This is a genomic window from Aureibaculum koreense, from assembly GCF_034296135.1.
GTDB lineage: Bacteria > Bacteroidota > Bacteroidia > Flavobacteriales > Flavobacteriaceae > Aureibaculum.
In genome coordinates, this window is record NZ_JAXKVV010000025.1 from 1 (window position 1) to 12,707 (window position 12,707).

Sequence of the window (12,707 nt, forward strand, 5' to 3'; positions counted from 1 at the left end):
TTGTTTTGAGGATTTGTGCCGTTATTAAAAGACAAAAACCTTATCGAAAAATTGTTGCTTAATTTTATTGATTTCTTGTTTAAAATTTTTTTCATTTTTTACTTGGTTTTATCATGGAAATCTATATTTTATAATTTAGAACGTATCTAGGTTTGACATAAGCTTGGTTTAAATTATTTAATAGCTTTGTCTGTTTTTTAGTTTCATGAGGAAATGTATTTCCAAATGCGATATTTACCTTTCCTGTAAGTGTCTCATGGTCGCTTATCAAATGTCCTGTAAACCTTGTTCCCATTAAGAAATGTTTTACGGCGAGAAAGATCTGCTCTCTTGTTTGATGTGACATAAAAGCTGCTTGTTCATAATATTTTTCTTTAAAAACAGGTCAACTCCCATTATAAATGCCAATATCTTCTTTATCGCTTTAAGTAATTCTCTTTGACTGTTGTTATCACTTTAGAAAATCTATTTTTTCAAAGAGTCAATTCTCATCATGGACATTATGAAAATAGATAAGCTTATCTTCTGCATAATAATTTAAAAGGAAATATTTTGTCACCAAGCTTCCAATATAATTACTATAATTATATTACTCTATTTTTATAGAGATAATTTAAGAGTAAAATTCCCTTTAAATATGCTTCCGTTATTCTGTGAGAAGCATATTTAAAGGGAATCCTATTTTGGGTTAAAAAAATGTTTTTTCGGTTTGGGTTTGAGATTGTTCCTTTTTCGTTTCAAAACATATTAATAAGTTCTGTTTATCCTCACTGATTTTATGCTCCAAGACAAGATCCTGGCATAAATTAGAGTGGTGGTAATTAGAGATAGTCATTTATTACCAAATAAATGTTTTTCGCAATCTTAAGAGCGTCGGATTAGATTTTACCATATAGCAGTTTACACCTAAAGTCTACGATTTTTACAGGTGCAACGGTTTGAAAAATGTTTGTTTTTGGATAATGCTTTTTTACAATTTCGATTATTTGCTCGACAAAGTCCTTTTCTGCTTGGTCGCCAACAATAATACTTTCTAGAGTACCTCTATTAAATGGCACTCTTCCCATACTGCCTTTCAGAAGTCTTAATTCTTTTTCATAACTCCATTTTTCTGTTTTTTTATAGAATAGGTCAATGATGTGGTCTGGTTCAGAAATTGGATTGTATTCTAGCTCAATGATTTGAGATACATAGTAAATAGGAAGAACATTGTGAAAAAATGTAGTGTCTTTACTAGTATCAAATTGCAGGCAAAGCCCTCTATTATTTTTAGCATAGATTTCCCAAAGCTGTTCATTCATTGGATACATCGTAAAACAGGCTATGCCAAAACTATTGACAAACGGTTCAACTTTGGTTTGAGCAAACTCTTGCAAAATTTTTGAACTCATGTTTTCATCAAAGTATCTTTTGGTTCTTTCATCCAAAATACTATTTGAAATTGTGCTATATAATAGCTTTTGTTCATCTAGGTTGGTTGAAATTTTTACAAATTCTGGGTTCGAGTCCAATTCGTCGTTTAGAGAATTTCTATCTGAGAACCAGATATACCCATTCTCTAATTCACTTATCGTGTTTTCGTTAGGCGGTCTAAATCTGAATACAAATGGCCTTCCCATTTTAATCGGAAAGTTCTCTCTAAGTTTTTCAAGTTTGTACATAGTTCAAATATACAGTTATTTGACATTAGAACTTTTCTCCACTTTACTTGTTTTTTGAAATTTTACCTACAATAGGTTCACATCAGTATTTATTTTGCTTTCTAATAAGTGTGCATAAGCATGAGTAGTGGTAATTTTAGAAAGCCCTAATAATTTTGGAAAGGTTTCTTGGTAACGTCATTACTCAAGGTTAATGTTGTGGCAAGTGGATTCCTTTTGATGTTAAACGATAAGTTTTTCTTTATTCAGGATATATCGGATATTTCCTTTAAATAAGAATTTAGTTTTTGATTAGAAATCGTTGGGAACAATCTTTCTTTAGCAGTAGGATAGGGGTGAAGTTTGTATTTTGCTATTATTTCTAATGCTTTGGATAATCAAACAATCTTGTACCCCCTATAGTAAAATAAAAACATTGAACAAGTAGCTAACGAAAAGAAAAAAATAATTGTAACTTAATTATTTATAATAATTTTTTCTTCAACAATTCCATATCCTGGCTAACCTTACTTTCAATAACTTTAGCATATATTTGTGTCGTGGCTATTTTAGTATGCCCCAAAAGTTTTGATACAGTTTCAATGGGAACTCCATTACTCAAAGTAACGGTAGTGGCAAAAGTATGACGTGCCATGTGAAACGTAAGGTTCTTTTTAATTCTGCAAAGGTCAGCTATTTCTTTCAGGTAACTATTTAACCTTTGATTTGAAAGTTTAGGCATTAATTTATTCGAGAAATGTGTTCTTGGATGGTTTTTATATTTTTCGATTAAAGTTTCAACAGTTGCTAATAGAGGAATTTTAAATGGGACACCCGTTTTATTTCTTTTGCTCATTATCCAGTTATTACCATCCATACCCAATTTAATATTATTTTTATTTAAATGCATAATATCGCCGTAAGATATTCCAGTATAGCAACTAAATAGAAATAAATCTCTTACCACCGAAAGTCGCTCAACCGAAATTGATAAATTTTCAATACTTTTAAGTTCCGCATCTGTGAGAAATTCACGCTCTCTTTTTTCTAGTTTAGGTTTAAATTTAACAAAAGGGTCTCGGTCAATCCATTCCATATGAAATGCTAAAGTAACAATTCTTCTAAGTCTCTGTATATGTTTCATTACCGTATTGTTACCTATTTTTTTCTGATAATGATTAGGTCTATATCTTCTTAAGAAATTTTCAAAACCTAGTACAAACTCATAATCTAACTGCTGTAGATAAATATCCGAAGATTTATATTTTTTTTTAATGTATGCGAATACATATTTTTGGCTTGTTCTATAATGGCACATGGTTTTTACACACAATTTATAAGCCATGGTTGTATTGTGATAATCAATAATATCCTTTAGAGAATAAATTTTTTTATCTTCGTTTAAATACCTTGCTTTGATAAGCTCTGGGCTGAGTACCCTGTTTTCAGATTTTAAATCTCGATAAGATTGAACCAGACCTGATTTTACTTCATCTAAATAGAGGTTAATTTCCCGAGCGGTTTTTCCATTACCGTTGACTTTTTGTCGTTTGGCATCCCATATATTCACATTAACTTTTTGTTTCAAGCTAATGTTGACCCGTTTTCCATTTACCGTTATTCGTACATAAATATTTGTAAGATTGTTTTTAGCACGATTGCTATATATCCAAAATAGGATAGAAAATGTTGAATAAGTACGCATAGTTGTCGTCTTTAATTGTTAAACAATGATTGAGACGAAAGTCAAATCAACTATACAAGGATTAAGTTCAAAAATGAAGCCAATTTTTCAATATGTTGACGATTTGTTGACGATTTTGAAAAATGTTGACGAATTGTGAACCAGACAAACACATATTAATACAAATTAAATGAATGCCCTAAAATCATAAAACCTTGCTAATCATAAAATTAGCAAGGTTTTGATATTTATTGATATCCTAAAAAGTGACCGGGCTGGGGCTCGAACCCAGGACCCTCTCCTTAAAAGGGAGATGCTCTACCAACTGAGCTACCAGGTCTTTCTGATTGCGGTTGCAAATATAATATCTAATATTTATTTGGCAAGGTATTTTTTAAAAAAATTTCCACGATATTTGTAACCCTCATAATATAAGAGAAATACGTTTTTATGAAGTTAGTTTTACTAGGATATATGGCGAGTGGCAAGACCACTATCGGAAAAATATTAGCAAAAAAATTACAAATCCCTTTTATTGATTTGGACAATTATATCTCTGAAAAGGAAAATTTAAGCATTCCGGAGATATTTAAAATCAAAGGAGAGGTCTATTTTAGAAAAAAAGAAACACAATTTTTGATAGAATTATTAAAAAAAGATGCTGAGTTTATATTGGCTTTGGGAGGAGGAACACCCTGTTATGGAAATAACATGGGTATAATAAATAAATATGCAAATTCATTTTATTTAAAATCTTCTTTACAAAATACTTATAACCTTTTATCTAAAGAAGAAAATAAAAAGGTAAGACCGCTCATTTCAGAAATTCCGAACGAAAATTTGAAAGAGTTTATTGCCAAGCACTTATTCGAGCGTAATCAATTTTATGAGCAAGCCACAGATACAATTTTAATTGATAAGAAAAGTATGGAAGATATTGCGGACGAAATAGTGTTGAGGGTTAAATAGTAAACCTAATCTAAATAAGCAACCATTTTATTTCCTTTAATTTCCAAGGCAATATGCTCTTGTAAGGATGTGGATAATGATAAGCCTTTAAAATCAGCCTTTATGGGATATTTTTTATGATTTCTATTGACCAACACCGCTGTTTTAAATTGTTTTAAAGGTACTTCCAAAAAATGCTTTACTGCGTACATTAGAGTGGTGCCCGAATTTAAAACATCATCTACCAACACTAAAGATTTATTTTTGTACTCGTTTTTTTGTAATGATGTTTCAACAGGGTTTAACGGTTTTTTTTTGTTGATAATTACTTCGCAAACTGTAGCTTTTATAGGTGAAATTTCTTCAAGAATCTCTTTTAGTTTTTTTGCTAAAACAAATCCATTGTTGGCAATTCCCGCAATAACCACCTCTTTTTGATTGGCATTTGTTTCGTAAATCTGAAAAGCCATTCTTCTAATTTTATGCTGTATTTCAGTATTGTTAAGTATAATTGAACGCTCCATCTATTTTAAGTTTAACGAGATCAAAGATAGGGATTTCTTTCTTTTGATTTTTTATAAAATGTAATTACAATTAAGATCGTTTAAAGAATTTTTAATAGTATTATAGATGATTAAATAGTTTCTATATATTTGTATTATCAACTAAAAATGTTTTATGGAATATTTAGATTTTGAAAAACCTATACAAGAATTAGAAGAGCAATTGTCAAAGTGTTTGATTATTGGTAAAGAAAGCGATGTTGATGTTACCGAGACTTGTGAGCAAATTGAAAAAAAACTGGTAAAAGCACGTACCGATATTTATAAAAACCTAACCGCTTGGCAACGTGTTCAGTTGTCTAGACACCCATCAAGACCTTATACATTGGATTTTATTAAAGCCCTAACCAAAGGGACTTTTATGGAACTGCACGGTGATAGAAATGTAAAAGATGATAAAGCGATGATAGGTGGTTTGGGCAAAATAGGTGATCAATCTTATATGTTTATCGGTCAGCAGAAAGGTTATAATACCAAAACGCGTCAGTATAGAAATTTTGGTATGGCAAATCCCGAAGGTTACCGTAAAGCTTTACGATTAATGAAAATGGCTGAAAAATTTGGTATTCCCGTGGTAACTTTAATTGACACACCAGGTGCTTACCCTGGTTTGGAAGCTGAAGAACGAGGACAAGGGGAAGCTATTGCTAGAAATATTTTTGAAATGACCAAATTAAAAACACCTATAATTTCTATTGTTATTGGTGAGGGTGCTTCTGGTGGTGCGGTTGGAATTGGAGTGGGAGACAGGGTTTACATGATGGAAAACACCTGGTACACGGTAATATCCCCAGAATCGTGTTCATCAATTTTATGGCGGAGCTGGGATCACAAAGAGGAAGCGGCCGAGGCTTTAAAACTAACTGCAAAAGACATGAAAAAGCAAGGTCTAATTGATGGAATTATTAAAGAGCCTTTTGGAGGTGCACATAGCAATAGGGAAGAAGCTTTCGCCATTGTTGAAAAACAAATAGTTAAAACTTACAACGAATTAAGCAAACTTACTATTAAAAAACTGATTAAAGAGCGTATGGATAAATATGAAGCCATGGGTGTTTTTAACGGATAGGAATAGTATTACGGCCTTACATTTAATAGCTTTATTTTCTCTTTTTAATACTGATTACTACTGTTTTTGAAGCAGGTGTATTACTGATGTCCGCTTTGTTTTGTAATGCTACAAGTACATTTGCCTCAGGAAAATAGGTAGCCGTACATTTTCGTGGAATGGAATATGGTATTGCCAAAAATTTCTCCGCCAAACGTTCCTCTCCTTTAAAATGACTAGTTAAATTCACCTTGTCTAATTTTTTTATTCCCAATTCCTCCATGTCCTTCTCATTCATAAAAATAACCCGTCTTTCGTTTAAAACCCCTCTATATCGATCATCTAAACCATAAATAGTAGTGTTAAATTGATCATGGGTTCTGATTGTCATCATAATAAATTGATTTTTTTCCAACGGAATATCAGATAATTTATTGAGGGTAAAATTGGCTTTTCCTGTTTTAGTTGATGAAAAATCACCTTCTCTGGCATTATTGGGCAAATAAAATCCACCAGGTTTTCTTACACGTTTGTTATAGTTTTCAAAACCAGATATGGTGGCTTCTATTTTATTGCGAATTAAATCGTAATCATCGGCAAAAGAATGCCATGGTATTTCGGAATTTTGTAAGGTAGCCTCCGCTAAATGTGCCACAATGGCGGTTTCGCTCATTAATTTGTTTGATAATGGATTTAAACTTCCATGTGATTGGTGTACAACACCCATTGAATTTTCAACACTTACAAACTGTTCACCACTCTTCTGAATATCTTTTTCAGATCGACCCAAACATGGTAGAATCAAAGCAGTTTTACCGTGAATTAAATGACTTCTGTTCAATTTTGTAGAAATTTGGACAGTCAGATCACATTTCCGTAATGCTTCTGCTGTAAATTCGGTATCCGGAGTCGCTGAGATAAAATTACCGCCCATACCGATAAAAACTTTAGCTTTATTATTTTGCATGGCCTCTATGGCATCAACTACATCATAACCATGCTTTCTAGGTGCTTTAAAATCAAATTCTTTTTCCAAGCTCTCTAAAAAAGATTCTGGCGGTTTTTCCCAAATGCCCATAGTTCTATCGCCTTGTACATTGGAATGCCCACGCACAGGACATGTACCTGCACCTTGTTTGCCAATACTTCCTTTAAGCAATAATAAATTAACAATCTCCCTAATATTATCAACGGCATTTTTATGTTGTGTTAGACCCATTGCCCAGCAAATAATTATTTTATTGCTCTTAGCTATTAAATCAACTGCTTCAACAACCAATTCCTTAGAAATTCCGGTTTTGGCAATTAAATCATCAACGTTGTAATTTTTTAAATCTTCAATAAAAGCTTCATATCCAGCAGTTTTTTCCTTAATAAATTCAAAATCCAATGTTGCAGGATTTGCCTTTGCTTTTTCTAGCAATAAAAGCATAATAGCCTTCAATAGGGCTACATCTTCATTAATTTTTATTTGTAGGAAAATATCAGTCAATTTATCGCCACTAAACCATTTTAAAGGATTTTGAGGGTCTTTGAATTCCATTAGACCAACTTCTGGCAAAGGGTTTATGGTTATTATTTTACCTCCATGTTTTTTGGTGTCTTTTAGGGCAGAAAGCATCCGTGGGTGATTGGTGCCAGGATTTTGACCTATAACAATAACCAATTCTGCATGATTAAAATCATCTAACGTTACAGAACCTTTTCCAATACCCAAGGTTTCCGACAAGGCTGCTCCGCTAGATTCATGGCACATATTGGAGCAATCGGGCAAATTATTCGTGCCGAACTGTCTTACAAAAAGTTGATACAAATAAGCAGCTTCATTGCTGGTTCTTCCAGAAGTATAAAAAATAGCTTCGTCAGGAGATGTTAGATTATTTAATTCTTTTCCAATGAGCTGAAAGGCTTCTTGCCAACTTATTTCTTCATAATTATCGGAACCTTCACGTAATATAACTGGATGGGTAATACGCCCTTTTTTACCAATTTCATAATCAGAAAGTTTTGCAAGTTCCTTTACGCTATGTGTTGCAAAAAATATTGGAGATACCCTATTTTTCGTGGCTTCTTCAGCAATGGCTTTTGCCCCATTTTCGCAATATTCGGCCAGAAAAGCCCTTTTTTCGTCTGGGTCTGGCCAAGCACAACCTGGGCAATCAAACCCATCTTTTTGGTTCATTTTTGCCAATAAACCAATTCCTTTTGCTAATCCTGCTTCTTTAGAAATATGCTTTACGGTTGATTGAATAGCTTTAAAACCTGATGCCGTTTTTGGAATGTCGGTTAATTTAATCCCGGTTAATTTTTCAGGCGGTTGTGCCGTTGTTTTTTTCTTGGACATAATTCAGAGTTCTAAATGCTGTGGATTTGCATATATAGTAGATTTATCATCTCGGCTAAATCCGATAAGGCAAATTCCAAATTCTTTGGCAAAATCCACCGCCAACGATGAACACGCCGAAACCGCAACAATCATCGGAATTTTAGCAATAAATGCTTTGGAAACAATTTCATAAGATACCCTACCGCTAACCAATATACAGGCTATTTCTTTCAATTTATTTTTATTCAGCAATTCGCCAACAACTTTGTCTAAAGCGTTATGCCTGCCAATATCCTCCATTATACTTAATAAAAATCCATTTTTATCAAAAGCTGCTGTGGCATGTGAGCCACCGGTAGATTGAAATAATGCTTGTTGTAATTTCATTTGTTGAAACAACCCTTTGATAAACGATAGCTTTAAATGATTTTTTATTGTAATACTATCACCCGAAACGATAACATCTTCCAGTTTTTGTTTACCGCATACACCGCAAGAAGATACCGAAAGTAAGGTACGTTTGTTCAAATAGCCTTTTCCTAATTTTTCTTTAGGAATTTGGGCATTTATCACAGAAAAACCATTCTCAAATTTCTCCAGGGTTTCTAAGGATAAATGCTCTCCCTTATAAATATCTTCGGCATAAAGTAAACCTCTTATGAGTTCACTATCATTACCTGGTGTCCGCATCACGGTAGTATATGCTTTACCATTTATATTAATTTGCAACGCAGCTTCAACAACCAACTTATCTTCAATTTTAAGCTGATTATTAGAAACAGTTTTTATGGCATCATAAACCAATGATTGCATAATTAAATATTTATTGAGTAAAGTTAGTCTATTTTATACCTTTTCGCAAATTAGCACAATGTGATTATCATTAACATCTTTTGTAAAAAACAAATAGTGGTCTCCGCCTTCTTTAAGCTTGGTTTTTTTACGGATTTGTGCCACCGTTTCTGGGAAGTTTCTAGTGGTAATATTGGCTTGTTTAGAAACTAAAGCCTTTTTAATTTCTTTCAGATTATATGAAACTTTATTAATTATTTTAAATCTCCTTCCGGGAAATAAAATTAAGTTATTTGATGTATATAAATGACTGTTAGTATTTAATTTAAATACTTTTAATTGATGTGACACTTCATTAAATAATCCTGCTTTTAAAATTGCCGAATTTGGCTCGTATAAATAGGTGAGAGGTTCAGATAATTGAGCGGGTATATTATTTTTTAACCAACTGGAATCAAAGCTTTCAATTGTCTCTTTTTTAATGTTTACGGTTTTGATTTTAATGTTACTTTTGAAACCTTTTTCTAATATAAAAAGTAATTCTTTAACTTCGTTTTGAATGGCGACAACGTGAATTTCTTTTACAAAATTGAGTTCAGATATTGCAGATGTGATGTCCAACATGGGAGATACTTTCACCATGATATTATCACTAAAATTAAATAGAGTACTTAAATTTTCAGGAACATTAGGCTCACAATCTTCTAATAAAAATACTTTTCCTTTAACATCATTTCTACGTGATGGATCTATATTGATACAATCGAATTGTTGCTTTTTTCTTTTTAAAAACCCAACTCCATCATCGTTTATGGTATTAATATTTTGAATGTTGAGTGCCTTAAAATTGTGTTTGGCTATTGAAGATAGTTTACTGTCAATTTCACAATGTGTAACTTGTTTGAATGCATTAGCGAAAGCAAGAGCATCAACACCAAATCCCCCTGTTAAGTCAATAATAGTTTCGCCACTTATAAGGTTTGCTTTATAATTTGCCGTAGTTTCTGATGACGTTTGCTCAATGTTTAGTTTGTTGGGATAATATATATTTTCCGTGGCAAACCATGTGGGCAGTTTGTGCATAGCCTTCTTTTTAGCTTCAATTTGTTCCACCAATTCTTGCACGGTAATATTTTTAAATGGACTGCCCTTAAAGATAAGTTTGGCAATATCTGCATTTAAATTTTGATTTATAAAATCTTGAGGTTCGGTATTTAGGATGTGTTTGTTCAATTGAAATAGAATTTGAAATAGGTTCTCGATACATTTTTTGTTTCATTTCATTGCACAAAAAACACTCGAACTGACAATTATTCACAAAACTTTAAAAGTTATGGATTATAAATAAATCTACACATTTCAAGTCTCCTTCATTCAGAGAGCTAGAGGAAGATTTTTAAATATCCTTTGTCAACGATTTTACAATTTTATTATCTGATAAAAACTCTTTTAAAATTACCTTAATAGCTGTATAAGCTGGCACGGCAACAATCATCCCTACAACACCAAATAACAAACCACTAATAATGATTACTAAAAATATTTCTAAAGGATGTGCTTTAGTAGCTTCAGAGAAAATTTTCGGTTGGCTAAAAAAGTTATCTACCAATTGTGCTATAAGATAACCTATCATTACATAAATAGTTGTTGGTAAAATTTCTGTTCTAAAATCTAAGGTTACATCACAGGTCATGGTTAAAGCGGCCATTAACACTCCCGCAATTAACGGTCCTATATAAGGAATTAGGTTTAAAAGAGCACACAAAAAAGCAATAACAATAGCATTTTGGATTCCAAAAATCAATAATATAATCGTATATAAAACAAAAAGAATAACTATTTGCAATAATAGCCCTAAGAAGTAACGAGATAATAAATCTTTAATAGTAACAAATGATTTTTGAAAACGGTTTTCTTTACTCTTTGGTACTAAGGTTAAAAGGCCTCTATTTAGTAATCGACTGTCTTTCATTAAAAAAAATGAAATGAACAATACCGAAAACAAACCGATACTTAAGTTGCCTACGGTACTGACTACCGTATTTAACAAGTATGGTACGGCTTTAAAATTTTTAAAAATATCAGCACTTTTTAACTGTTCAAATATATTAATTCCAATTTCCGAAAAATAGGCATTTACCTGTGCTAAAAGTTGTTCAATATTGGTTTCCAAGTTATCCAGATCTAATAAAGAGAGGTTTTCACCTTGCTGATTTATTAATGGAATAAACATAGAAATCAACCCAAATGTCATTCCTAAAAATAATATCATTGTAACTACAACCGCTAAGGTATTCGGGAATTTTAGTCTTTTACGTAAAAAAATTACTACAGGTCTTGCAATTAATGACAGCACAGCCGCAATAATTATATAAACAATTACAGACTGTATTTTATATAAAAAATAGAGTAGGAGAGTAACCCCTAAAATTATGGCAATGGCTCTTAAAATACCATTCGCTATGATTTTTGAATTCATGGGCTAAAGGTAATAAATTCAAAATTTAATAAAAGTATGCTAAAATGAAAGGGAAAATACTAGCCCTCCCAAGTGGGGAGGGTTGGGAGTGGCTAATTTATATTTCCAATTCGGAAAACAACTTTCTTAATTCTGGGTCAGTTGGTCTAGGTGCATTGTTATCCACAATATTTCCATCAGGCCCTATTAATATAAATCTTGGGATACCTGTAATACCATAACTTTGTACAAAATCTGATTGCCATTCATTATCTGCCATAATCTGGGTTCCAGTTAAGCTTTTATCTGCAACCATATTTTTCCATTTCTCTTTATCTGCCATTTTATCGATGGATAAACTTACAATCTCCAAATTTTTACCTTCATAATCTTTATGTAATTCTTTTAAAGCAGGAATTTGTTGAATACATGGCCCGCACCAAGTTGCCCAAACATCAACATAAACATACTTGCCTTCAAAATCTTCTAACGCTACCAACTTACCTGTAGTATCAGGATATTTAAAAGTAGGTGAGGGCTTACCTTTTGCAATGGGAGCTAAAATAGCATGTTGTGCATCGTAATTTGAGGCTAAATATTCCGTAAAACGTTGATTGCCTTCAATTTCTTTAGCGGTAAAAGTAGAATCCAAATCTTTAGCATTTTCTAATAAAGATTTCATTTTAGTGGTTACCGCACTTAATTTTTTATCAAATTCAGGTTTCTCCAATTCAAAAAAGCTACCGGGGTTTCCTAATTTGAACTCGTCTTCCAACTTCATTTTTGCCGCCATATAATTATTGGTACCCGCTCCAAGTCCAGAAAATTCAGCAGTATTAATTAAATCATCGGCATCAAAATTAAACTCTAGGTTATGCCCGTTTTCAAGGTTAACTACCGTTCTAGCATCTCCATGAAGTAACATATAGAATTCTTCGTCAACTTTTAAGGTATCTGAAAAAGTTCCATCTTTATTGACTTTTATAGATTTGTTAAAACTTCTACTATTAACCGTAAGTACAGAATCTTGAGGATTGGTAATTGTACCAGATAATTTTGCATAATCTTTATGCACAGTCTCTTGCTCTTTACAAGAAATCAATATTATTAAAAATGTAATTGCAGTAAATATTTTTTGCATTTGTTTATTTTTTCTATTAGGTCGCAAAAATACTATATTTCATACAGTAATGCCGAAAAAAAGTGTTAATTGAAGATGGACCTTTGATTATTAGTGCAAACAATATT

At 32.2% G+C, this 12,707-nt stretch carries 10 protein-coding genes and 1 tRNA gene; 2 read left to right on the plus strand and 9 right to left on the minus strand.

Annotation, left to right across the window (positions count from 1 at the left end):
• Positions 1-878: 878 nt before the first annotated feature.
• From UMM65_RS15260 to UMM65_RS15270, 3 genes are all read right to left on the minus strand, one after another.
• Complete coding sequence (locus UMM65_RS15260) at positions 879-1,661, minus strand: DUF2971 domain-containing protein (protein ID WP_321977787.1); 783 nt, start codon at positions 1,659-1,661, stop codon at positions 879-881.
• Between the two features lie 463 nt (positions 1,662-2,124).
• A complete protein-coding gene (locus UMM65_RS15265; protein WP_321977789.1) occupies positions 2,125-3,345 on the minus strand; it encodes a site-specific integrase in 1,221 nt (406 codons plus the stop codon).
• Between the two features lie 246 nt (positions 3,346-3,591).
• Positions 3,592-3,664, minus strand: a tRNA-Lys gene (locus UMM65_RS15270).
• A gap of 110 nt (positions 3,665-3,774) precedes the next feature.
• Here UMM65_RS15270 and UMM65_RS15275 point away from each other — a divergent pair.
• Positions 3,775-4,293 carry a shikimate kinase gene (locus UMM65_RS15275; protein ID WP_321977791.1) on the plus strand — a complete coding sequence of 173 codons (519 nt, stop codon included), beginning with the start codon at positions 3,775-3,777 and terminating at the stop codon, positions 4,291-4,293.
• 5 nt (positions 4,294-4,298) lie between these two features.
• On the opposite strand, the gene UMM65_RS15280 is transcribed toward UMM65_RS15275, so the two are convergent.
• A complete protein-coding gene (locus UMM65_RS15280; RefSeq protein WP_321977792.1) occupies positions 4,299-4,796 on the minus strand; it encodes a phosphoribosyltransferase family protein in 498 nt (165 codons plus the stop codon).
• Between the two features lie 154 nt (positions 4,797-4,950).
• Here UMM65_RS15280 and UMM65_RS15285 point away from each other — a divergent pair, with 154 nt between their 5' ends.
• Positions 4,951-5,904: an acetyl-CoA carboxylase carboxyltransferase subunit alpha gene (locus UMM65_RS15285; RefSeq protein WP_321977793.1), complete on the plus strand. Its 954-nt coding sequence runs from the start codon at positions 4,951-4,953 to the stop codon at positions 5,902-5,904.
• 31 nt (positions 5,905-5,935) lie between these two features.
• On the opposite strand, the gene UMM65_RS15290 is transcribed toward UMM65_RS15285, so the two are convergent.
• From UMM65_RS15290 to UMM65_RS15310, 5 genes are all read right to left on the minus strand, one after another.
• On the minus strand, positions 5,936-8,227 hold the full coding sequence (locus UMM65_RS15290; protein ID WP_321977794.1) for an FdhF/YdeP family oxidoreductase: 2,292 nt from the start codon (positions 8,225-8,227) through the stop codon (positions 5,936-5,938).
• A 3-nt stretch (positions 8,228-8,230) separates the two neighbouring features.
• Positions 8,231-9,022 (minus strand): formate dehydrogenase accessory sulfurtransferase FdhD, encoded by a 792-nt coding sequence (fdhD, locus tag UMM65_RS15295; protein ID WP_321977795.1) that lies wholly within the window; start codon positions 9,020-9,022, stop codon positions 8,231-8,233.
• Positions 9,023-9,055: 33 nt separating this feature from the next.
• The gene (locus UMM65_RS15300; protein ID WP_321977796.1) at positions 9,056-10,234 is read right to left on the minus strand and encodes a THUMP-like domain-containing protein; all 1,179 of its coding nucleotides are present in this window, start codon (positions 10,232-10,234) and stop codon (positions 9,056-9,058) included.
• 163 nt (positions 10,235-10,397) lie between these two features.
• Positions 10,398-11,480: an AI-2E family transporter gene (locus UMM65_RS15305; RefSeq protein ID WP_321977799.1), complete on the minus strand. Its 1,083-nt coding sequence runs from the start codon at positions 11,478-11,480 to the stop codon at positions 10,398-10,400.
• A 97-nt stretch (positions 11,481-11,577) separates the two neighbouring features.
• On the minus strand, positions 11,578-12,600 hold the full coding sequence (locus tag UMM65_RS15310) for a redoxin family protein (RefSeq protein WP_321977801.1): 1,023 nt from the start codon (positions 12,598-12,600) through the stop codon (positions 11,578-11,580).
• Positions 12,601-12,707: the final 107 nt, after the last annotated feature.

Coding starts and splice junctions, on each gene's coding strand:
- UMM65_RS15265 (WP_321977789.1), bottom strand. CDS start 3,345: ATGCGTACTTATTCAACATTTTCTATCCTATTTTGGATATATAGCAAT.
- UMM65_RS15275 (WP_321977791.1), top strand. CDS start 3,775: ATGAAGTTAGTTTTACTAGGATATATGGCGAGTGGCAAGACCACTATC.
- UMM65_RS15305 (WP_321977799.1), bottom strand. CDS start 11,480: ATGAATTCAAAAATCATAGCGAATGGTATTTTAAGAGCCATTGCCATA.
- UMM65_RS15310 (WP_321977801.1), bottom strand. CDS start 12,600: ATGCAAAAAATATTTACTGCAATTACATTTTTAATAATATTGATTTCT.
- fdhD (WP_321977795.1), bottom strand. CDS start 9,022: ATGCAATCATTGGTTTATGATGCCATAAAAACTGTTTCTAATAATCAG.
- UMM65_RS15260 (WP_321977787.1), bottom strand. CDS start 1,661: ATGTACAAACTTGAAAAACTTAGAGAGAACTTTCCGATTAAAATGGGA.
- UMM65_RS15280 (WP_321977792.1), bottom strand. CDS start 4,796: ATGGAGCGTTCAATTATACTTAACAATACTGAAATACAGCATAAAATT.
- UMM65_RS15285 (WP_321977793.1), top strand. CDS start 4,951: ATGGAATATTTAGATTTTGAAAAACCTATACAAGAATTAGAAGAGCAA.
- UMM65_RS15290 (WP_321977794.1), bottom strand. CDS start 8,227: ATGTCCAAGAAAAAAACAACGGCACAACCGCCTGAAAAATTAACCGGG.